At 49.0% G+C, this 21,119-nt stretch carries 19 protein-coding genes; 13 read left to right on the top strand and 6 right to left on the bottom strand.

All coding sequences use genetic code 11. From position 1 onward, the window contains the following. Positions 1-43: 43 nt before the first annotated feature. The 5 genes from LEUMU_RS0116180 (at position 44) to LEUMU_RS0116160 (ending at position 2,750) form a co-directional block, all read left to right on the top strand. Positions 44-322, top strand: a complete 279-nt coding sequence (locus LEUMU_RS0116180; protein ID WP_022953340.1) for a type II toxin-antitoxin system Phd/YefM family antitoxin — start codon at positions 44-46, stop codon at positions 320-322. Beyond that, positions 319-642: a type II toxin-antitoxin system RelE/ParE family toxin gene (locus LEUMU_RS0116175; RefSeq protein WP_022953339.1), complete on the top strand. Its 324-nt coding sequence runs from the start codon at positions 319-321 to the stop codon at positions 640-642. The genes LEUMU_RS0116180 and LEUMU_RS0116175 overlap by 4 nt, the downstream gene beginning before the upstream one ends. A gap of 82 nt (positions 643-724) precedes the next feature. Continuing rightward, positions 725-1,603, top strand: coding sequence for a Dyp-type peroxidase (locus tag LEUMU_RS0116170; protein ID WP_022953338.1), 879 nt, complete (start codon positions 725-727; stop codon positions 1,601-1,603). A 54-nt stretch (positions 1,604-1,657) separates the two neighbouring features. Next, the gene (locus tag LEUMU_RS0116165; RefSeq protein WP_022953337.1) at positions 1,658-2,197 is read left to right on the top strand and encodes a manganese efflux pump MntP; all 540 of its coding nucleotides are present in this window, start codon (positions 1,658-1,660) and stop codon (positions 2,195-2,197) included. A gap of 82 nt (positions 2,198-2,279) precedes the next feature. Continuing rightward, positions 2,280-2,750, top strand: a complete 471-nt coding sequence (locus LEUMU_RS0116160; RefSeq protein WP_022953336.1) for a GAF domain-containing protein — start codon at positions 2,280-2,282, stop codon at positions 2,748-2,750. Positions 2,751-2,768: 18 nt separating this feature from the next. On the opposite strand, the gene LEUMU_RS0116155 is transcribed toward LEUMU_RS0116160, so the two are convergent. Then, entirely contained in the window at positions 2,769-2,978 is a 210-nt protein-coding gene (locus tag LEUMU_RS0116155) for a DUF2061 domain-containing protein (RefSeq protein ID WP_022953335.1), read from the bottom strand. A 134-nt stretch (positions 2,979-3,112) separates the two neighbouring features. Here LEUMU_RS0116155 and LEUMU_RS0116150 point away from each other — a divergent pair, with 134 nt between their 5' ends. From LEUMU_RS0116150 to LEUMU_RS28190, 6 genes are all read left to right on the top strand, one after another. Next, positions 3,113-3,985 carry a helix-turn-helix domain-containing protein gene (locus LEUMU_RS0116150; protein ID WP_022953334.1) on the top strand — a complete coding sequence of 291 codons (873 nt, stop codon included), beginning with the start codon at positions 3,113-3,115 and terminating at the stop codon, positions 3,983-3,985. Positions 3,986-4,039: 54 nt separating this feature from the next. Next, positions 4,040-5,599 carry a xanthine dehydrogenase small subunit gene (gene xdhA / locus LEUMU_RS0116145; RefSeq protein ID WP_022953333.1) on the top strand — a complete coding sequence of 520 codons (1,560 nt, stop codon included), beginning with the start codon at positions 4,040-4,042 and terminating at the stop codon, positions 5,597-5,599. Then, positions 5,596-7,896 carry a xanthine dehydrogenase molybdopterin binding subunit gene (xdhB, locus tag LEUMU_RS0116140; RefSeq protein WP_022953332.1) on the top strand — a complete coding sequence of 767 codons (2,301 nt, stop codon included), beginning with the start codon at positions 5,596-5,598 and terminating at the stop codon, positions 7,894-7,896. Before xdhA ends, xdhB begins: the two co-directional genes overlap by 4 nt. Positions 7,897-7,899: 3 nt before the next feature. Further along, positions 7,900-8,790 carry an RluA family pseudouridine synthase gene (locus LEUMU_RS0116135; RefSeq protein ID WP_022953331.1) on the top strand — a complete coding sequence of 297 codons (891 nt, stop codon included), beginning with the start codon at positions 7,900-7,902 and terminating at the stop codon, positions 8,788-8,790. Between the two features lie 90 nt (positions 8,791-8,880). Further along, positions 8,881-9,279, top strand: a complete 399-nt coding sequence (locus tag LEUMU_RS0116130; protein ID WP_022953330.1) for a RidA family protein — start codon at positions 8,881-8,883, stop codon at positions 9,277-9,279. A gap of 196 nt (positions 9,280-9,475) precedes the next feature. Continuing rightward, positions 9,476-14,008: an Ig-like domain-containing protein gene (locus LEUMU_RS28190; protein WP_022953329.1), complete on the top strand. Its 4,533-nt coding sequence runs from the start codon at positions 9,476-9,478 to the stop codon at positions 14,006-14,008. A gap of 161 nt (positions 14,009-14,169) precedes the next feature. Here LEUMU_RS28190 and LEUMU_RS26470 read toward each other — a convergent pair whose 3' ends face one another. Continuing rightward, positions 14,170-14,958, bottom strand: coding sequence for an aspartate/glutamate racemase family protein (locus tag LEUMU_RS26470; protein ID WP_157474368.1), 789 nt, complete (start codon positions 14,956-14,958; stop codon positions 14,170-14,172). A gap of 67 nt (positions 14,959-15,025) precedes the next feature. Here LEUMU_RS26470 and LEUMU_RS0116115 point away from each other — a divergent pair, with 67 nt between their 5' ends. Both LEUMU_RS0116115 and LEUMU_RS0116110 read left to right on the top strand, forming a co-directional pair. Further along, a complete protein-coding gene (locus tag LEUMU_RS0116115) occupies positions 15,026-16,384 on the top strand; it encodes a Fic family protein (RefSeq protein ID WP_022953327.1) in 1,359 nt (452 codons plus the stop codon). Then, positions 16,381-17,418, top strand: coding sequence for a PDDEXK nuclease domain-containing protein (locus tag LEUMU_RS0116110; protein ID WP_022953326.1), 1,038 nt, complete (start codon positions 16,381-16,383; stop codon positions 17,416-17,418). The genes LEUMU_RS0116115 and LEUMU_RS0116110 overlap by 4 nt, the downstream gene beginning before the upstream one ends. A 163-nt stretch (positions 17,419-17,581) precedes the next feature. Here the strand turns inward: LEUMU_RS0116110 and LEUMU_RS0116100 are convergent, their stop codons facing one another. The 4 genes from LEUMU_RS0116100 to LEUMU_RS0116085 all read right to left on the bottom strand — a co-directional run bounded on the left by LEUMU_RS0116100 (position 17,582) and on the right by LEUMU_RS0116085 (position 21,031). Continuing rightward, complete coding sequence (locus LEUMU_RS0116100; RefSeq protein ID WP_022953324.1) at positions 17,582-18,859, bottom strand: TRAP transporter large permease; 1,278 nt, start codon at positions 18,857-18,859, stop codon at positions 17,582-17,584. A 9-nt stretch (positions 18,860-18,868) separates the two neighbouring features. After that, the gene (locus LEUMU_RS26465) at positions 18,869-19,420 is read right to left on the bottom strand and encodes a TRAP transporter small permease (RefSeq protein ID WP_022953323.1); all 552 of its coding nucleotides are present in this window, start codon (positions 19,418-19,420) and stop codon (positions 18,869-18,871) included. 19 nt (positions 19,421-19,439) lie between these two features. Beyond that, positions 19,440-20,414, bottom strand: coding sequence for a sialic acid TRAP transporter substrate-binding protein SiaP (locus LEUMU_RS0116090; protein ID WP_022953322.1), 975 nt, complete (start codon positions 20,412-20,414; stop codon positions 19,440-19,442). Positions 20,415-20,779: 365 nt separating this feature from the next. Next, positions 20,780-21,031 carry a type II toxin-antitoxin system Phd/YefM family antitoxin gene (locus LEUMU_RS0116085; RefSeq protein ID WP_022953321.1) on the bottom strand — a complete coding sequence of 84 codons (252 nt, stop codon included), beginning with the start codon at positions 21,029-21,031 and terminating at the stop codon, positions 20,780-20,782. Positions 21,032-21,119 lie beyond the last annotated feature (88 nt).

Raw genomic sequence — 21,119 nt, 5'->3', positions numbered from 1 at the left:
ATATGATATTCTAAAATACCGAATTAGAACCGAATTAAGTATTATGAGCGAACAAATTATTAGCCTAACTGAATTCAAAGCTTCAGCTAGTCGGTTGTTAGAAAGTACGCGTGCCGGAGAAAATTTAATCCTGACACAGAATGGTTCAGCGAGCGCCGTCGTGCAAGATTACGATAGCTACCAAAAGCAAAGACAAGCATTCTTGATGTTAAAGCTGCTAGTACAGGGCGAAGCGGATATCCAAAACAACCGAACAAAACCACAAAAGCAGGTGTTCAGTGAGCTTCGTGCTTCTTTAAAAGCACGAGCAGGCAAAGAATGAATCGAGAGATTCGTTGGACCTCAACTGCTGAGCAAGACCTTCAAGAAATTGTTGAATACATCTTTCAGGATAATGCTGATGCAGCTATTGAAGTGCTGGATCGCATCGAAAGTAGAGCAATGGCGTTGTCGGAATTTCCACTGCGAGGGAGGTTGGTTCCTGAGTTGCAAATCACGGGAATATCACACTATCGCGAGTTGATCGAAGCGCCCTGGCGTATCGTGTATAGACAGCTTCATGGTGAGGTGCATATTGTTGGCGTCTTTGACTCCAGGCGAGACTTAGATGTTGTGCTGCTTGACCGCATTGGACGGATGTAAGCCCAGATAAGCATGTCATGTCTCTGGACTATTTCCCTCGCATATTAGAAACTCGGCACTAACCAAAAAACGAGTGAGCTTTATGAACTATCAACCAGGTATTATTGACGGCGTTCCGGCGTTAGCCCGTTACCAATTTTTTCGTTTAAAAGCAGGCGCGAATCCTAAAGCCGCTCTGCAAGCACTGTCCGATATGGCAGTGGAAAATGATATCGTGGTGGGTTTGGGGCACGCGCTGATTACCTGTCTTGGTGCTAAGATCGACAATATGCACAGAATGCCGGAGTTCGATGGCGTGGGTATCGAAACACCAGCCACTCCATTCGCGCTGATGTGTTGGATTCGCGGTGATGATCATGGTGAGATTCTGCATAAAGCCCGCGCGACCCGCTCACTACTCAAAGAGTCATTCGAGCTCGACCACATCAAGGAATCCTTCCGCTACGACAGCATGTCACGCGACTTAACGGGCTATGAAGATGGCACCGAAAATCCGGAAGATGATGAGGCGCTGGATGCGGCCATTTGCAGCTCGGATAACCCCGCATTAAACGGCTCCAGTTACGTTGCCGTTCAGGAGTGGGTGCATAATCTTGATGATTTCGAAGCGATGACTCCGCAGCAACAAGATCACACCTTTGGCCGCAGCCGTGTCGAAAACGAAGAGCTGGATGATGCCCCAGAGTCGGCTCACGTAAAACGCGCTGAGCAAGAACACTTCGAACCAGAAGCCTTTATGTTGCGTCGCTCGATGCCTTGGTCAAATGAGATCGAAGAAGGGTTGATGTTCGTAGCTTTTGGCAAAAACTTCGATGCATTTGAAGCCGTTCTAAACCGCATGGTTGGTGCCGAAGATGGCATTGTAGATGCGCTGTTTAGCTTTACGCGCCCAGTCACTGGTTGTTATTTTTGGTGCCCGCCAGTACAAGATGGCAAGCTGAATTTAGCCGCTTTAGACTAGTTTACCTGGACCAGACTTTGGTTTTTACACACGATCGCTAGCAGGGTTTTATAAGTGATTGAAGTATTTATTCTCGCCGTGGCGTTGAGCATGGACGCGTTTGCGGTGTCCATTGGCCTTGGCTCTAAGCACAAAAAAGAAGTCAATTCGCTGGCTTTGATGTCAGGCATTTATTTTGGTCTGTTTCAGGCTTTAATGCCGATGATTGGCTATTTGGGTGGTAAGGGCGTTTTAGGCTGGGTGGAGTCTTATGCACCGTGGATTGCCTTTATCTTGCTATTACTGATCGGCGGTAAAATGATCTATGAGTCGTTTTCCGAAGGGATCGAAGAAGATATCGCCATTATCACGCATCGGGTGATGCTGATGTTGGCCATTGCGACCAGTATTGATGCCATGGCCGCCGGATTTACGCTGACGATCTTAGACGTAAACCCCTTTGTTGCCTGCACGATTATCGGCGTCACCACTTTTGTGTTTAGCTGGATTGGCGTATTGGTCGGCAATAAAAGCGGCACCTGGCTTGAGAGTAAAGCTGAGCTATTTGGCGGTATTGTGCTAATCCTAATGGGTCTGAAAGTATTGCTAGCCTGATGGGCTAAATCATTGCCCGCTATTATTAGGCGCTAGTGTCGTGCTTGAGCGTAACTTGAACATATAGATAAATGAGAAAATCATGGCAGAAGAATTAACGCTAATTGAGTCGACCGACAAGCACGAGATCTATCAGTCCTTGCTTCCACAAATCAAATCGCTGGTGAGTGGCGAGCCGGACCAAATTGCCAATCTGGCCAATGTGGCGGCGGTGCTGAAATACGGGATGGATTTTTTATGGGTTGGCTTCTATCTGGTCAAGCAGGATGAGTTAGTGCTGGGGCCATTTCAGGGGCCCATTGCCTGCACCCGTATTCGTAAAGGAAAGGGCGTATGTGGCACGTCATGGGAGCAAGCTAAAACGGTGATCGTGCCGGATGTGGATGCATTCCCCGGTCACATCGCGTGCAGTTCAGCGAGTCGCTCCGAGATTGTGGTGCCGCTATTTAAAGACGGCGAAGTGATCGGTATTTTAGATATTGATAGCGATGAGCTAAATACGTTTGACGAAACCGATCAGCTGTATCTGGAGCAACTCGTCGAGCTGCTGTAATTGCTTGTGGCGAGTTAATCACGAGCTAGCCATCTTGCCCCAATTAACGCGCTGCCACAGTTTTTCATGAATAAAATAGCTCACAAAGCCCAGCGCTGAGGTGGTGCCTGCCATTGATAGCGCGGTGCTGATTGAGCCAGTGTGCAGATATGCGATTGCCGACATTACGGCGATACCTAATACTTGCCAGCTGACTGCTTTGATAACGGTTCTTAGTGTCGTTTCCATGGGTTACCTATTCAATGTGTGTTTGCGATGGGTGAAGCATAGCAAAGCCGATTGATCACGGTAATTCTGAACATTGGCAACAAAATTCCCGAATGGTGATAAGATAAAACTTTGTAGATTTTTATCACCAGTTTATGAGAAAAGAAGAGCGCGCCAGTTTGTTTCGGGAACGTTTATTGTCACGCATGCAAGCCGTTGGCATGAGTCGCAGCGAGTTAGCGCGGCAATGTCAGGTCGATCGCTCGACCATCGCGCAGCTACTGAATAAAGAGGATGTACGTTTACCCAATGCGCATTTGGCTGCGGAATGTGCCTCCTCGCTACAGGTCAGTACCGATTGGCTGTTAGGCTTAAGTGAGCGCAGCGAGACCAGTGCCGGCTTGCTATCGACCGCCTGTGAAATTACCGATGCGGTGCGCACTCCGTCGGATAATCAGATTCTGGCTTGGCACCGTGAAGCGGCAGGTTACAAAATCCGCCATGTGCCAGCGACGTTTCCGGATATCTTAAAAACCGAAGCCGTGCTAAGTTTTGAATACGCACAGTTTTTGGATAAGACCCCGGAGCAAGCCAGCAGCGCCATGCATGAAACCCTGCAATGGCTGCATGCGCCAGGCTCCGATTATGAGATTTGCATCTCGACCCACATGATCAAATCGCTGATTCATGGCGAGGGGTATTGGGATGGCTTATCGCTGGAGGCGCGTCAGGAGCAAATTCAGCATTTAGTGCGCGCTTGTCGGGATTTATACCCGTCATTACGCGTGTATTTATGCGATAACAAAAAAGTGTACTCTTCACCGATTACGGTATTCGGGCATTTTTTAGCGGTGGTGTATATCGGTCGCTACTACCTTGTGTTTCGGGAAACGCGGCAAATTCAGGCTTTAACCCAGCATTTTGATCATTTAGTGCGTGAAGCCGATATTGATGCGCGCAGCGTGTCAGGGGCTATTGCCGAAATGGCAAAACACGCTTGGGGCGAATTTTGCCTCGTTGACGGGTGACACTTATCACAATCTGTTCTATGTTAGCTCTATAAATTCAGCGCCGGAGATATTATGAGTCAGTCCAGTTCGGGTCAGACAAGTTTAAAATTTATACTTGATGGTCAGGTTCGGCAGCTATCGGCTGTGTCAGCCACTCAAACCGTATTAACCTATTTGCGCGAGCAACTGCATCGTACCGGCACCAAAGAAGGCTGCGCGGAAGGCGATTGCGGCGCGTGTACCGTGGTGCTTGGCGAGCTGCATGAGGGCCGCGTGCGCTTACGTGCGGTGAATGCCTGCATCCAGTTTTTGCCGACCTTACATGGCAAGGCCTTGTTTACGGTTGAGTCCTTGAAGAAAGCCGCTGCCAGTGGTGCTTTACATCCCGCGCAACAGGCGATGGTTGATGAGCATGGCTCGCAATGTGGCTTTTGTACGCCGGGTTTTGTGATGTCGTTATTCGCCTTATACAAAGGTGAGACGCAGCCTAGCAAGCAGCAAATTCATGATCACCTAAGTGGTAATCTATGTCGCTGTACTGGCTACAAACCAATTGTTCGAGCCGCCCACACAATGTACCAAATGGGTGCAGAGCGCACTGAGCAGGAATGGTTTACGCTACCGGGGATTGGCGATGTGATTAGCCAGCAAGAGCAGGCGTTAATTGAGCAACTGCAAAGTATTACGGCGAATGAATCATTAACGCTGGAAAGTCAGTCGCCAGTGACGGGTCAGTTACAAACTTATATCGCACCGGCTTCAATCGATGAGTTAGCAGCGCAGCGTTTGGCGCATCCGCAGGCTACCTTATTAGCCGGTGGTACCGATGTGGGTTTATGGGTAACCAAGCAGCACCGCTTGCTAGATACCGTGATTTATCTCGGCAATGTGCCGGAGCTGAAAACCATGACCGAAACCGATCAGGCGCTTACTATTGGCGCAGGCGTGAGCTTAAGCGATGCCTTTGCACGCATGAATACTGCCTACCCTGAACTGGGTGAACTGTGGCGACGCTTTAGCTCGGTACAAGTGCGCAATGCCGGAACGCTTGGCGGTAATATCGCCAATGGCTCGCCCATCGGTGACTCAATGCCGGTATTAATCACGCTGGGTACGCGCATCACGTTACGTAAAGGTGCAGCCTCTCGCGAGATTGATTTGCAGGATTTCTATCTGGATTATCAAAAGAAGGATATGGCGGAAGGCGAGTTTGTTAGTCACATTCATATTCCAAAACCAGCAGCTGGCCAGCTGACCCGTTCGTATAAATTATCCAAGCGTTTTGATCAGGATATCTCTGCAGTGTGTGCGGCGTTTTCGGTGGTGCTGGATGAGGGCAAAGTACAGGGTATTCGCATTGCTTACGGCGGCATGGCGGCAACGCCTAAACGGGCAGCGCGGACTGAGTTGGCACTACTCAATCAGGATTGGGATGAGACCACCGTGCGCCGTGCGATGCAGGCTCTAAGGTTGGACTTCAAGCCACTAAGCGATATGCGGGCCACTTCAGATTATCGCCTGCAAGGGGCTGAAAACTTGTTGTATCGCTTCTTTTTGGAAACGCGTAGTGATGCACCAGTGGCTGCCAGCTCGCTGAATGTGTTTGAATTTGCGGAGGGTTTTGCATCATGAGTGATTTACTGATTGTAGAAGCAGCAGGGATTTCCAGGCCTCATGAGTCGGCAGCGATGCAGGCGGCGGGCGAAGCCAGTTATGTGGATGACCTTCCTGAGTTAGCCGGTACTTTGCATGCGGCTTTGGGCTTAAGTGAACGTGCGCATGCTCGACTGCTTAGTGTGGATTTAAGTGCGGTCATCGCCTTTCCGGGTGTGCAGGGCGTGTATCAAGCCAGCGATATTCCGGGGTCAAACTTATGTGGCCCGATTATTAAGGATGATCCGATTTTAGCCGATGGTGAAGTGCACTTTGTTGGTCAGCCAATCTTTGTAGTCGTAGCCGATACCGTCGATTTAGCCCGTAAAGCCACTCGCAAAGCGGTCATCGAATACGAAGATTTACCAGCAATATTAGATATTCACGAGGCGCGTAAAGCAGATTCTAAAATATTGCCCGACATGCGCTTAGCACGTGGCGATGCGAAAAAAGCCTTGGCTAAAGCGCCACAGCGTTTGCAAGGTCAGTTTGCGGTGGGTGGGCAAGATCACTTCTATTTAGAAGGCCAGATTAGTTACGCAATCCCAACCGAAGATCGCGGGATTTTCTTGCATTGTTCCACGCAGCACCCGACTGAAATGCAGCATTTGGTGGCACATGCTTTACAGTTACCATCCAACCAAGTGACGGTGGAAATTCGCCGCATGGGTGGTGGTTTTGGTGGTAAGGAGTCGCAGTCGGCATTGTTTGCCTGTGTGGCTTCGTTAGCGGCCAGCAAACTGCAGCGCCCTGTCAAGCTGCGACTCGATCGCGATGATGACATGCTGATTACCGGCAAGCGACATGGCTTTAGTTACAGCTATGAAATCGGCTTTGATAATAACGGCAAGATTCTGGCGTATAAGCTGGATATGACGCAACAGTCGGGTTTCTCTGCTGACTTAAGTGGGCCGGTTGCCGCGCGTGCCATTACGCATGCCGACAATGCTTACTATCTCGACCATTCCGAGTTAATGGCTTTTTGCGCGCGTACTAATACCCAGTCGAATACTGCATTTCGTGGTTTTGGTGGGCCGCAGGGTGCGATTGCGATTGAGCATGCCATTGAGCAGGTGGCGCGTCATCTTGGTGAAGACCCTGCCGTCATTCGCTTGCGCAATTTCTATGGAAAAACCGACCGCAATATCACGCCTTATGGCCAAACCATTGTCGATAATGTGATGGCCGAGGTGTATCAGGATCTGCTGGAATCCTCTGATTACACTGCCCGGCGCGCTGAGATTGAAGCCTTTAATCAAAGCAGCCCCATTCTGAAACGTGGCTTGGCGGCGACCCCAGTGAAGTTCGGTATCTCCTTTAATGTGCCGCACTTTAATCAGGCCGGAGCCTTGGTGCATGTGTATACCGATGGCTCGGTGCTGGTAAATCATGGTGGTACTGAAATGGGCCAGGGCCTGCACAGTAAAATTGAGCGCGTCGTTGCCGATGAACTGGGGATTGGCATTGAGCATGTTCGCAGCACCGCCACCAATACCAGCAAAGTCGCCAATACCTCGGCAACAGCCGCCTCCAGTGGTAGCGACTTAAACGGTAAAGCGGCTGAAGATGCGGCCCGTCAAATCCGCGAGCGATTGATGACCTTTTTAGCGCTGCGTGATCATGTGCTGGAAGGCCAGATCTATTTTACCGATGGGCAAGTCACTGTCGGCGAAGTGCAATACAGTTTTGCCGAAGTGGTGAATGATGCTTATCAGGCGCGGGTTCAGCTGTGGTCTGATGGCTTCTATGCCACCCCAAAAATTCATTGGGATGCGGAAACGCTCACCGGTAGTCCGTTCTTCTATTTCGCTTATGGCGCGGCAGTTTCCGAGGTGGTGATTGATACCTTAAGCGGTGAAATGAAATTGCTGCGAGCGGATATTTTGCACGATGTGGGTAACTCGATTAATCCGGCGCTGGATGTCGGGCAGATTGAAGGTGGCTATATCCAAGGCGTGGGCTGGCTGACCAGCGAAGAGCTGTGTTGGAATGCCGCTGGCAAGCTCACCACCCATGCGCCATCGACGTATAAAATCCCGGCTGTGAATGATTATCCGCCGGTGTTTAATGTACACCTGTATGCCAATCATAATGTTGAAGACACGATTCGACGCTCGAAAGCAGTGGGTGAGCCGCCATTGTTATTGGGTATGTCGGCTTACTTTGCGATTCGCGATGCGGTGGCGAGTGTGGCGGCAGATAAGGTGGCCATTGAGCTGGATGCGCCTGCAACGCCGGAAGCCATTTTACGTGCTGTTACGCTGGCGAAGGGTTGATTGATGTCTGAAATTAACACTGGGGTTGAGCAATCAGCTTCAGAAGTGAATGGCTCTCAAGTTGAGCAACATATTCCCGTGGTGAATGATGGGCAGACGGCGGTTGATTGCTTGGCTGAAGCCACAGGCATTTCTAAGCAAAAGCTCAAAACGGCGATGCAAAAAGGCTGTGTTTGGTTAGAGCAAAGTACGCATGGTGCCAAGCTATTTATTCAGCGCTTACGGCGGGCTAAAAAGCCGCTGAAAGCGGGTGAAGTGCTGCATGTGTATTATGATGAGGCCGTACTGAGTGCTGAGCCGCCATCGGCGACGTTAGTGCATGATGCCGGGGATTACAGCATTTGGCTGAAGCCTTCCGGCATGTTATCGCAAGGCTCGAAATGGGGTGACCATTGCACGATTTACCGGTGGGCGGAGCAGCATTTAACACCTGAGCGCCCTGCGTTTATTGTGCATCGGCTCGACCGGCCAGCCAATGGTTTGATTATTCTGGCGCATAAAAAGCAGGTCGCTGCGGCCTTCTCAAAAATGTTTGAAGAGCGCTCCATTGAAAAGCATTATCAGGTATTGGTTGAGGGCGATTTTGCTCAGGCTTTAGTGACAGGCGAGTCGGTAAAAACTATTCGCGATGAAGTGGATGGTAAGGCGGCTTGCAGCCATGTGCGGATACTTGATTATGATGCGACAGCGAATGAAACCTTGCTGGATGTGCATATCGAAACAGGTCGCAAGCATCAGATCCGTAAGCATTTATCGGGTAATGGTTATCCAGTAGTGGGTGATCGGCAATATGGCAGTGGCCGCAGTGAGCGGGATTTGCAATTGCAGGCGGCTTTATTGCGTTTTACGTGTCCGGTGACGGGGGAGTTGCGTGAGTTTGAGCATGTTGTTTGACCATTTAAACGCCGCTTGACGCATTCGCCAGCCTGATGCAAAGTGACAGGCGAAAGAATCTTCTTAATTAGCAGTATTTTAGGGAATATTATGGACCGTAAACTGATTTCTAGTGGCTCTGAGTTTGAAGCAAAAATTGGCTATTCACGCGCTGTTGTCGATGGTGAGTATGTATTTGTTTCAGGCACCACAGGCTACAACTACGACAACATGTCGATTTCGGATGATGTGGTTGAGCAGGCTGACCAATGCTTTCAGAATATCGCAAAAGCCTTAGCCGAAGCGGGCACTAGCCTCGATCAGGCCGTTCGCGTTCATTATATTCTGCCTGAAAAAACAGACTTCGAACCTTGCTGGCCGGTATTTAGTAAGTACTTAGGCACTGCAAAACCTGCGGCGACCGTGATCATTGCCGGCCTGCTGGATGATGCGATGAAGATTGAAATTGAAATCACCGCTCGGGTTACTGAAACCACGTATTCTTACTAAGCGTACTGCATAAAATAGATACAAAACCCGTTACTCATTCCAGTCATGGCTGATGGGTAACGGTTTCCCGTTTATCATTCCCGCTAAACCGCTAGTGCACGCCCCCATCTCCTTTTGCTCCAATTACTTCTATAAGACCTGATACCTACTTAAATCAGGCTTATTGCCAAAAAATAATTGTTGGAGCTATTTACGGATGAAGACTCGGAATCCCGCTTTACGTCGCTTGGGGCAGTGTGCATTGTCACTGCTTTTACTGCTAGGCGCGACTGCCTACGCGGCACAACCGACCGCCTTTGATAACTGGGCGAAGACTGCAAAAATCGGGGGTGCAGCCATTGCCGTTGGCATGAGTGCAGCAGAAATTGACACCATGTTGGATACGCTGGTCTCCCAGCATGTAACCGTGGTTGAAGCGGATTCTGATCTGTCTAATTACCAAAGTGATGCGCAGTTTGAGCTGGAATTAGCGTTGATGCGCCAGTTTGCCGATGCCGCTCATAAGCGTGGTTTGCGGGTGGTTTGGTATATTCCGGCGCTGGAAGTGATTACCCTAAATGGTAAGAATATTCCTAACACCATGGCTAAAGATCATCCGGATTGGGTGCAGGTCGGATTAGATGGCCAAACCAATGTGTTTTATGGTGGTGGCGGGCAAGTGTTCTGGGTTGAAGCCAATGCAGAAAGCGCATGGATGTCGCCTAGCTCAACGGGCTACCGTAATTACTTTTTCGATCGCATTAAGAAAATAGTCGCTACGGGCATTGATGGCATTTGGGCGGATGTGCCCATTTATGCGGACTTTGGCGGCACCAAATGGAGCGGGATGAATCCGGAGGCGGTTGCTCGTTTCGAATCAGATACCGGCTACTCAGCCCCGACTGCTGAAGACTGGAATGACGCGGCTTGGAAGCGTTGGATTCACTGGCGTCATGAAGAGCTGGCCCGTTTCTTAACCGATATGACCAGCGAAGCGCGTAGCGTCAATTCTGAATTTACAATCATTGCTGAAACGCTGCCGACAGACTACAACGGCGGCACAATTTACGGCTTGGATGCCAGCTTTCTCAAGGATATAGAGGGACTGACTCAGGTGTACGAAGTTGATACCATGAGTAACAATGTCGGCATGCGAAATGCACAAACAGATGATTGGATTTCGTTTATCTCCGCACTGAAATATGCGCGTGGCTCAACGGGTGACAAACCATCCTGGACGTTCACTTACGGTAAGCAAGCGGATGACGCACAGCAGGTGATGGCACAGGCCATGATTGCCGGTAATAACCCTTATGAACTGCAAGTGCCTGAAATGGCGACCACAGTTGGCGATGCCTTTCGTAGCCGTATGTTTAACTGGAGCAAGTTTAACGCGCCGTATTTGTTTGAAGCCGACTCGACCGCGAAGACCGGTATTTTCTTCTCATCGCCAAGTCGCGATTATGTGGATCAGTTTCAAGGCTTAGGCATGTTTGCGACCACAGACGATGGTGGTGATGACCTATGGTGGGCGTCGGATGCGATTGACAGTGTGTATCAGCGTAACTACCTCGCAGAGCATCGCGGCGTACTAAAAGTACTGGTGAATGAGCACATTCCGTTCAATATTTTAGTGGTGCCAAGTCAGGCTGAATTGAGTCAATATCAAACCGTATTCCTGCCGAATGTGGAAGCTATCTCCGATACCGAAGCGGCTCGACTGCGCACTTATGTGCAGCAGGGCGGGAAGCTCATTGTTACCGGCCCGAATCCAACCGGTATGAATCAGTATGGTATTGCACGCAGCAATTATGCGCTGGCCGATCTGCTGGGCTTTAACTTAGGCGACACGCTGCCAAGCCAAAAAGTGCAGAACTATGGCTCAGGTAAAACCTATTACTTTGCTGACCGTTTGGGTAAGCAGTATTTAACATCAGGTACAACGGCTGCACGTAATACACTGGCCTCAACAGTGCGCGCAAACACTTCGGTGAATGTGACGACCAATGCGGATGATCGCGTTTATGTAGAAACCTCGCAGCTTAATCAGCAAGCGGTTTTGCAGTTCACTAACTTCATTGGTGTAGATGGCAATTTCTCGGTTACCCCAACCAATATTTCAGTGACTTACACCGTGCCAAATGGTGAGCAGGTTAATACCATTAGCCTAAGCAATCCGGATAACACAACGCCAAGCCGCAGCAATGTAGCCTTTACGCAGTCCGGTAGCCAAGTCAGCTTTAATATTCCATTAACGCAATATGCGCTGGTCTTAGTGTCATTTAATGGCGCGCAAAATGCCTCAACCAATCACGTGCCTGCGGCTGGTGATGATAGCTTCCGCACCGATGTTGATGCGCCGCTGACCTTTACCCAAAACCAGTTGCTGGCTAATGATGGCGACTTGGATGGCAATAGCATTGCGATTAATTATGTATATGGCAGCACAGGCAGTGTAGGTACCGTGAGTGATTTGGGTGGTGGTAGTTACCGCTACACGCCACCGGCTGGATTTACCGGAACGGATACTCTGCGCTACATCTTAAGCGATGGAGCCGGAGGTGAAGATACCGGTGAGATCTCTATTTTAGTCGCCGCAGCGCCAAGCATTTATGCCCCCGCTAGTGTAAACCTGAGCGTGGGAACTGAAGATGGTACTGAGCTTAGTTTGCTGGGTGCAATTGATGGCGAGACCTATGACATCAACTCAGTAAGCTCTGGTGGCAAGAAGGTGATTGATTGGAATGTGACGACAACCATCAGCGAAGACTTAAGTGAGATTGCGGCGCTTAAAGTGCTGCATGTCGGTCAATATTCTTTGCAGAATGTGAGCCAGCAAGCCTACCTGTATAACTATCAAAATGCAGCTTGGGAGTTGTTTGATACGGCGACTGTGGGTAATGAAAATAACTATCCGGTCGCTATTACCATTAGTGACAATATTGCCGCTTATGTTTCCTCATCCAAGCAGATGAGCTTCCGAATTCGGGCTGAGCGCGCGACAGGGAATGTGCAGAGCTGGAGCGATCAGCTGACGTTTGAAGTGATTCCAGCCGTGGATGATACGCCGGTTACGCCCAACCCGACGGGTGCGGTGAGCTATCCAGTGAGTAATGGCAGTATCGCTATTGATGGTAGCTTGAGTGACTGGAGCGCAGTGACCTCGCTGGGCACGGATGGCAATGATGTGACGGCGGCCAACGCACAAGCTGATTGGTTAGAAGGCTGGATGGCGCACGATGATCAGAAGCTGTATCTTGCATACCGCAATGAAGGCGCAATTAACCTAGCTTCCTGGTGGGCATGGGGTATTTACCTGGATACCGATAGCAGTGCGAACAGCGGCTTTGCCATTAATGGCGCGCTGGGTGCTGACTACTTGTTTAATGGTTGGAGTTTGTACCGTTACACCGGAAGTGGTTCAGATTGGTCATGGGCAGCGGTTGCTGGTGGACTAGAATCCGTTGCACAAGGTGAATATGCAGAAGCAGGTATTTTGCGCAGTGCGCTGGGTAATCCAGAGTCGGTTCGTGCTTTATTCCGGGCTGACAACACGACCTTTACCGGCTCTTATGTGGTGGACAACTACCCGAACGCGGATAACGGTTACTTCACTTATAACTTGGGGGCAAACCCCGTTTCTCCAATCATTATCGAGCCAGTCACTAATGCGAGTACCTTAAGCATTGATGGCAATGCGAGTGATTGGGCGTCCTTGCAATCATTTGGCATCGAAGCGAATGATATTACGACGGCCAATGCTGAAGCGGATATTCAGCAAACTTGGATGGCACATGATGCCGCGAACTTCTATCTCGCGTATCGCAACGATGGCCCGATCAATACCGGAACATGGTGGCCGTGGCAGGTGTTCCTCGATACTGATCTGAATGGCAGCAGTGGCTTTCAGGCGGGTAACGATGTGGGCGCTGAATACATGTTGCAAGGCTCTGCGATCTACCAATATACGGGAACTGGTTCGAACTGGGCATGGCAGTATGTGAACGGCACTAGCAATGCAGTGAATGGCGACTTTGCCGAGTTTAGTATGCCGCGCTCAGCAATCGGAAACCCTGTCGAGCTATATGCGCTGGTGAAAGCCAGAAATGGTATTTTCACGGGCAACTATGATGGCTCGGATGATGATACTTATCCAAACCTTGGCGCAGGTCGCCTGAACTACCGCTTCGGTGGTGCCATTTCAAACCCTGTGCCATTTGGTGCATTGAGTTTAGATGGCAACCTGAGTGATTGGAGCTCGGTGACGTCATTTGGCCGTGATGGCGATGATATCTCGGTCGCTGGTGCACAAGCCGATTGGATGGAAACCTGGATGGCGCACGATAGCAACACTATCTACCTCGCTTATAAAAACGATGGCGCGATTAATACCGCCAACTGGTGGCCATGGCAGGTATTTATCGATACCGATAATAACCCTGCGACAGGCTTTAGTGCCGGACCGGGTATGGGGGCTGAGTATGTGCTGGAAGGCGCAAACTTACAGCGTTATATCGGTGATGGCAGCAGTTGGAGCTGGGAGTATGTTGGCGGAACCAGCCGAGGCGTTTCGGGTAGTAATGCTGAAATCAGCTTTGCGCGTAGCAGTATCGGCGACCCTAGCGTTTTCCGTGTGATGTTCCGCACCATCAATGCGGCGTTTACTGGTAGCTATGCTGCGGAAGGCTTTGACTACTTCCCGAATAATGCGACCAGTAGTGCGGATGGCTACTTTAGTTACCGCATGTAGTTTGTGATGGTTGAGAGTGGGTAGCTTAGCGCTACTTGTGCATTGATCGTTTGGTGCTAATGCGCCGAATAATACGCCTTGTCAGTTTTGTTGAAATTAGCAAATCTAGCAGGGCGTTTTTATTGCTTGAAAGAAGTGAAACCTGATGGTGCTTAAGGGGATTATCGAGTGTGTCGGCTAGCTAAACACATGAGTCTTGCGGCATCCAAAATGGAAAATACCGGTAAGCCAGTTGCTTGGTGAATGGCATTGGCATAAGGCGGCAGGTTGCCACATTCAAGCAAGATGGCTTTGATCTCTGGCGTTGCTTTGATCAGTGTTTTCGCTTTAGCAATCGCAGCCTGCTCTATGGCTTGTGCATCTAGCGTAGTTAGTTGCTCTGCCTTAGCGCGCAGAATGGCATCGGCAAATGCTGGCACATCTTCAAATCCAATGATTCGTACATCCTCTGCGGCAATTCCTGCGGCTTTTAACACCTGATCGCCTAAGCTGCTTTGTGACGCCGTCATAATGCCGATTGGACGCTTGCCGAACATGTTCGAGAGTAGTGGGTAGAGCGATAATGAGGAGAGGGTGACTGGGATAGAAACCGACCGTGCGATGTCGTTTTGAACTGAGATTAGAAAGCCGCAGGTTGAGACTAGGGCGATTGCGCCTTCGGTTTCTAGCTCTTGGGCAGCTTGGCAGAATTGCTGGACTAGTGCTTCATCAGGGCGGCCGTTTTTGACGATGTTTAGGCTGCCGGCGTTTTTGATGACTCGGGTGCGGGCGGGGAGGTCGTAGCTGTCTGGATTGCCAGCATCGCCTAAGATTCGGGGGAAGGCGGTGTCTAGCATTAGGATGCCTAGGAATGGGGTGGTGTGTTGGTTGGGCACGGTGGTTCCTTTGGGTGATATTGTTGGGAGTGCGATTCGGGTATTAAAGTGTCGCGACTCATTTAACTGTGCCATCTTTGGTGACACATTATCTCTAATCGCGCCATAATAGTGTCACTAAAGAATTTAATTGTGCCATATCATGCCAACCGTCAACGAATTACTTCATAGTATAGAGCAAGCTAGCGGCAACATTTCTATTACTGAATTGCTGGAAACTCATCCTGACCTTACTCGAAGAACAGCACAGCGTTGGCTGAGCCAGTTACTTGAAGATAATAAAATTATTGTCGAGGGAGGTGGCCGCTCCCGAGTTTATCGTGCAGTTCCAATCGATCAGCCATCGCTTCAGGCCGTTGATCAATACCCAAGCTACATCCCGCTCTCTGCTGACAGTCGCGATATTCTGAGCTATATCGATCAGCCGCTGGAAGCTCGAAAGCCAGTCGGCTATGACATTAGTTTCCTGGAAGACTATCAGCCCAATAAAACCTATTATCTCTCCGAGCCCCTACGACGACAGCTGTATAAAATGGGAGATACCCAGCAAACCAAGCTACCCATTGGTACGTATGGTCGGGCCATTCTGAATCGTTTGTTGATTGACCTATCGTGGGCGTCGAGTAATCTAGAAGGAAATACGTACACGCGCCTAGACACTCGTGAACTAATCGAACATGGCCATGCTGCAACCGGCAAAGCTGCGATCGAGACTCAGATGATTCTTAACCACAAAGCAGCCATTGAGTTACTAGTTGAGAATGTGGCTGAGGTCGGGTTCAATCGTTACACACTATTGAATCTGCACAGCTTGCTCGCTGAAAACTTACTGCCTAATCCATCGGATGAGGGCAGGCTGCGACAGCATATAGTTGAGATTGGAAAAAGTGTGTTTCGACCTTTATCCGTGCCTGCACAAATTGAAGATGCGCTGATGCTACTGTTGGATAAAGCATCGCAGATTAACGATCCCTTTGAGCAATCGTTTTTCGTCATGGTGCATATACCTTATTTGCAACCATTCGCTGATATCAATAAACGCACCTCGCGCATTGCTGCTAACTTGCCGTTGATACGGGCAAACCTTTATCCACTTACGTTTCTGGATGTGCCGGAGCAGGCTTACAGCCGTGCGATTCTGGGTGTGTATGAATTGGGACGGATTGAGCTGTTGCGTGATCTGTTTGTTTGGGCTTACGAACGCTCGACTCAGGAATATCTAGCGATAAAGCAGGATTTAACTGAGCCTGATCCGCTGCGGCTGAGCTATCGAACTGTAATTAAGGAAACGATTAATCGGGTGGTGACTCAGCCTGAAAGTGATCCATTAGAGCTGATAAAAAAGGCAGTGATTGAGAAGGTAAATGAAGCTGATCGAGTTAGCGTTGAAGCGTTGATTATTGAAGAGTTGAGACGATTGCATGAGGGTGTGTTGGCTCGCTATGGGCTTCGACCTTCTGAGTTTGAGCAGTGGAAGACAAAATCTAGGAGAACGCTATGAGTGATTTACAGTCAGGTGATTATCAGCATTTTTTGACGGCATTAAAAACACAGATTCAGCATGCTCAGCAGCGTGCGGCCTTAGCTGTGAATCAAGAGCTGCTTAAGTTGTATTGGCAAGTTGGTCACGACATTCTTAAGCGACAACAGCAGCTCGGTTGGGGTAGCAAAGTCATTGAGCAGTTAGCTGCTGACTTGAGGAAGGCGTTTCCAGAGTTGAAAGGATTCTCCCGAAGTAACTTGCTTTACATGCGCTCATTTGCAGAAAACTGGCCTAACTTTGAGTCAGATGCAATTGTCCAACAGGCTGTTGGACAAATTCCTTGGGGGCATAATATTGTATTACTTGGGAAGCTGAAAGATAAAGAAAAGCGACTAAGCTATGCCTTACTGTGTCAGCAAAATGGCTGGTCACGCAATGTACTCATTCACCAAATTGAAAGCCAGCTACTGGAAAGAAAAGGTAATGCGATTACCAACTTTGAAAATACACTAGCTACGCCACAGTCTGAATTAGCTCAAGAGGCTTTAAAAGACCCATATATTTTTGACTTCCTATCCATTGGTGAAAAAGCCAAAGAGCGTGATATTGAGCAAGCACTAACACAACATATTAGTCAGTTTTTGCTGGAGCTTGGGGCTGGTTTTGCATTTGTAGGGAGGCAGGTTCACCTCGAAGTGGGCGAGCAGGATTTTTATCTCGATCTCTTGTTTTACCACCTTAAACTTCGTTGCTATTTGGTTGTTGAGCTTAAGGCAGGTGATTTTAAACCAGAGCATACAGGACAGTTAAGCTTTTACCTTTCGGCAGTAGATTCACAAATTAAAACCGATGAGGATGGGCCAACGATTGGTTTATTGCTGTGCAAAAGTCGGAATAAAGTGATTGCAGAATATGCGCTGCGGGACAATAGCAAGCCGATCGGTGTGGCAGAGTATCAGCTAGCGCAGGCTTTGCCAGTGGACTTTGAGAGTAAGTTACCGAGTATCGAGCGGATTGAGGCGGAGTTGGCTCGGGATCTTGATGATGAGTAACGTGGTTCCTATGAGATATCGAGATAGTTGTATTTCTAAGTATGTGTAGTATGCCTGCTAAGATTAAGAACACCATTATGGATGAGGCATATTATGGAATTCACCGTCGATATATTCATGCCCAGATTGAGGCCAGCAAAACCAGCCTCAACCCAGCACCTATCTAACGGTAAATCAGCGTCGGCAACCACATCGACAGCGCCGGTATAAACGTCAGTAACACCAACACAATAATCAGCGGCACCAGAAACGGAGCCGTCGCCACCACACAACGCTCAAATGGCACCCCCGACACCTTAGAGAGCACATAAAGCACCATCCCAACCGGCGGTGTAAGCAAGCCAATCATTAGATTCAGAATCAGGATAATGCCGAAGTGCACGGGGTCAATACCAAACTGCATGGCGACCGGCAGTAACACAGGCGTTAAAATCGTAATCGCTGCAATGGTTTCCATAAAGCAGCCGACCACTAACACGATGAGCATAATAATCAGCAGAATCGCGGTCTTATCCTGAGTGAAACTCAGTAGCTCGGTAGCAAATGCCTGAGCCACCTGATTGGCAGTTAAAATCCATGCGAAAATGGATGAAGCCGCGACAATCATCATGATTGAAGCCGTGGTCTCAACCGTATCTTGCGACACTTTTAAGATCTGCTTCCAGCTCAAGGTGCGGTAAACAAACAAGCCCAAAAATAGCGAGTAGGCAACCGCTGCAATAGCCGCTTCGGTGGGTGTAAATAACCCGGTCAAAATACCGCCGACAATAATAATCGGTGTCATTAATGGCAAAATGGCATGACCGAACGAGCTGATAAAGATGCTCATGCTGAAGCGGTCGTCACGTGGATATTTACGGATGCGAGAATACACTGCGACCATAACCATCAACGACATTGCCATTAGCAAGCCCGGAATCAAGCCTGCCGCAAACAGCTGACCGATAGAGGTATCGGCAATCACACCGTACACAACCAGTGGCAGTGAGGGTGGAATAATAGGGCCAATGGTAGAAGAGGCGGCGGTAATTCCTACTGAAAAATCAGTGTCGTAGCCTGCATCTTTCATGGCATGAATTTCAATATTGCCAAGGCCGCCAGCATCCGCCACTGCGGCTCCGGACATCCCCGCAAAAATCACACTCGCGCCCACATTCACATGCCCAAGGCCGCCATACATCCATCCTACTGCCGCACGGGCAAAGGCGAAGATCTTGGTGGTGATGCCTGAGGTATTCATCAAGTGACCGGCCATAATAAAAAATGGCACGGCAATGAGCGGGAATGAGTTAATTCCCGCCACCATATTATGCAGCACGACCAGGCTCGGCATGCCATCGAACAAGATGAATACTAAGGAAGCCACACCCAACGCGACTGCAACGGGCGCACCGGCGATCAGCAGCACCAATAAAATCAGAAATAAGTATAAAATTGACATCGTTTCTACCTACTCCATGGCTTCAGAAAGGGCGCGTTGTTCAAGCTCTTTGATGAGCTCTTCGGGTGTTTGGCGATATTTACGAACCAACCAAACCACGGAGTAAATCGTCATCGCAGCCAAACCGACAGCGACACACCAATACAACAAGCTTTTTGGGATTTCGACAGAGGCCATTTTGGTTCTGGTTTTCAAGGCGAGCTGGACGGCCATAATGGTTAGGTAGCCATAGAACGCGGTGCTGATCACATCCATCAACATGGAGAGATAGCGACCTGCAGCGGGTGATAAATAACGGTAGAAAAATTCTAAGAAGATGTGAGTTCCTTTGCGACTCACTGAAACGGCGCCTAAAAAGGCAACTAAAATTAAGATATAGCGGGCAATTTCTTCGGTCCAGGCCAAGCTGTCATTGAGTACGTAGCGGGTAAAAAATTGAGTAAATACAATGACGGCGAGTAGCCAGAGAGCGAGAAGGCCCGGTAGATCGACCCATTTAAAGTCTATGACGGGCGATGCATCGTGCGCATCGCCCGCTAGGCTGTCTTTTGAAGACATCATCTAAGCATCCCTAAGCCTGTTACTCGATAGCACCCAAACGATTGAAATGATCCAATGTGTAAGGGACACCGTCTGCAGTTAGCATCGGAGTAACGGCATCTTTGAATGGCTTTTTATCCACTTCATTGACCTTGGTGCCTTGCTCGCGGAACCACGCAACCAAGTCTTGCTCAGAGGTGTAAATCTCATCTGAGTATTTCGCGGCAGATTCTTTAAGCACGGTATTGAGCGTATCAAAGTCATCACCCACGCGATCAACGGCCGAGTCTGAAACAATCGTCAACAAAGAGTTGAGGATGTGGCCAGTCAGGTTGATATTGGATTGTACTTCGTAGAATTTCTTGAACTTAATGGTTGGCAGTGGGTTTTCCTGTGCATCCACCACGCCTTGCTGGAGCGCCAGATATACTTCAGAGAATGCCATTGGCGTTGGGTTCGCATCGACCGCGCGAGGGAACATCAACATCAGTGGCGAGTTCGGTACGCGAATCTTCAAGCCTTTCATATCTTCTGGCTTTAAGATTGGTTTGTTTGACGTGACATGGCGTTGGCCATAGTAGCCCAGTGTTGACACGGTATGACCGGTTGCATCCTTGTAGCCTTCTGAAAGCTCTGCGAATAATTCACTGTCGCGATACTTCTTCCAGTGATCATAATCACGCATGATAAATGGGTAATCAGAGATGGCAATCGGGCCATAATAACGTTCAGCAAAGTTAGGGCCGGTGTAGATAATATCGACGGAGCCGATGCCTAAACCTTCATTAATCTCAACTTCTTTTCCAAGCGAGGAAGCGGGGAATACTTTGATTTCTACGCGGCCATCGGTGCGCTTTTTAACTTCTTCAGCAGCCCACAGTGCAGCGGTGTGATAGTTGGAACCCGTCTCATAGACGTGCGCCCATTTCAGTGTTTCTGCCGCAATGGCACTTGTCGTTGATAAAACTCCGACGCAGGCAGCAACCGCCACTGACGTGATAATCTTCTTTAGCATGATCTTCCTCCAAGAAAGCATAATAAAAACAGTTTTTAATCGGTCGATTGCTATTTATTCAAATACTTCAGCCACATAGCGTCGACGTTAAATACTATACAAGCTATTTTCCAATAAGCAAATCTTAATTTTGAATGGCTGGTTTTACTAAAATGGGCACGTTTGTTGATGCTGCGTTTAGTCTGTTGCACATCAAATTGGCCCACCTCGTTAGACGAGTTAGACATTCTAGTTTGGGACTTGGCTTATATAAACATATCAGTTTGTATAGCTGGTATGTCAGTCTACGGTAGATTACAAGAGTTGTAAAATGCTATGGAATTAGCGCAAGGAGAGCGCGAGTCATTTCAATGTCTGCCTGAATTTCACCGATTGTTACGGCGACGTGCTTGGCCTCGCGCAGGCAAGGGAAGTTCCTCTGTGCGGGTTTCATCGCTAAGTAGTAAGGCTTTTAATGAAGGTCTTGCTGCACTTTGCAGGCGCTTCCATTCGATTAGAGACACTAATACTGCTGTTTCTGTGCCTCGGCGTGAAACCATCTGAGGCCCTTCAGCAATGCAGGCATCAAGCAACTCAATAAAGCGGGCTTTGGCGTCTTGTACTGGCCATGTGTGCATATTTTCTCTCCTTTATCTAACTGGTCATATGACCAGTTTATTGCGGAAAGGTTAAGAGATCTATGCTCGGATTTTCAGGTGTACAATT

Origin of the sequence: Leucothrix mucor DSM 2157 (genome assembly GCF_000419525.1) — a bacterium.
Classification (GTDB): domain Bacteria; phylum Pseudomonadota; class Gammaproteobacteria; order Thiotrichales; family Thiotrichaceae; genus Leucothrix; species Leucothrix mucor.
The sequence above is the reverse complement of the archived record's forward strand: the minus strand, read 5'-3'. Positions and strand labels throughout refer to the sequence as shown.

Excerpts from the sequence above, each read along its gene's own strand:
- LEUMU_RS0116180 (WP_022953340.1), top strand. The coding sequence starts at position 44 with ATGAGCGAACAAATTATTAGCCTAACTGAATTCAAAGCTTCAGCTAGT.
- LEUMU_RS0116175 (WP_022953339.1), top strand. The coding sequence starts at position 319 with ATGAATCGAGAGATTCGTTGGACCTCAACTGCTGAGCAAGACCTTCAA.
- LEUMU_RS0116170 (WP_022953338.1), top strand. The coding sequence starts at position 725 with ATGAACTATCAACCAGGTATTATTGACGGCGTTCCGGCGTTAGCCCGT.
- LEUMU_RS0116160 (WP_022953336.1), top strand. The coding sequence starts at position 2,280 with ATGGCAGAAGAATTAACGCTAATTGAGTCGACCGACAAGCACGAGATC.
- LEUMU_RS0116155 (WP_022953335.1), bottom strand. The coding sequence starts at position 2,978 with ATGGAAACGACACTAAGAACCGTTATCAAAGCAGTCAGCTGGCAAGTA.
- LEUMU_RS0116150 (WP_022953334.1), top strand. The coding sequence starts at position 3,113 with ATGAGAAAAGAAGAGCGCGCCAGTTTGTTTCGGGAACGTTTATTGTCA.
- xdhA (WP_022953333.1), top strand. The coding sequence starts at position 4,040 with ATGAGTCAGTCCAGTTCGGGTCAGACAAGTTTAAAATTTATACTTGAT.
- xdhB (WP_022953332.1), top strand. The coding sequence starts at position 5,596 with ATGAGTGATTTACTGATTGTAGAAGCAGCAGGGATTTCCAGGCCTCAT.
- LEUMU_RS0116135 (WP_022953331.1), top strand. The coding sequence starts at position 7,900 with ATGTCTGAAATTAACACTGGGGTTGAGCAATCAGCTTCAGAAGTGAAT.
- LEUMU_RS0116130 (WP_022953330.1), top strand. The coding sequence starts at position 8,881 with ATGGACCGTAAACTGATTTCTAGTGGCTCTGAGTTTGAAGCAAAAATT.
- LEUMU_RS28190 (WP_022953329.1), top strand. The coding sequence starts at position 9,476 with ATGAAGACTCGGAATCCCGCTTTACGTCGCTTGGGGCAGTGTGCATTG.
- LEUMU_RS26470 (WP_157474368.1), bottom strand. The coding sequence starts at position 14,958 with ATGGCACAGTTAAATGAGTCGCGACACTTTAATACCCGAATCGCACTC.
- LEUMU_RS0116115 (WP_022953327.1), top strand. The coding sequence starts at position 15,026 with ATGCCAACCGTCAACGAATTACTTCATAGTATAGAGCAAGCTAGCGGC.
- LEUMU_RS0116110 (WP_022953326.1), top strand. The coding sequence starts at position 16,381 with ATGAGTGATTTACAGTCAGGTGATTATCAGCATTTTTTGACGGCATTA.
- LEUMU_RS0116100 (WP_022953324.1), bottom strand. The coding sequence starts at position 18,859 with ATGTCAATTTTATACTTATTTCTGATTTTATTGGTGCTGCTGATCGCC.
- LEUMU_RS26465 (WP_022953323.1), bottom strand. The coding sequence starts at position 19,420 with ATGATGTCTTCAAAAGACAGCCTAGCGGGCGATGCGCACGATGCATCG.
- LEUMU_RS0116090 (WP_022953322.1), bottom strand. The coding sequence starts at position 20,414 with ATGCTAAAGAAGATTATCACGTCAGTGGCGGTTGCTGCCTGCGTCGGA.
- LEUMU_RS0116085 (WP_022953321.1), bottom strand. The coding sequence starts at position 21,031 with ATGCACACATGGCCAGTACAAGACGCCAAAGCCCGCTTTATTGAGTTG.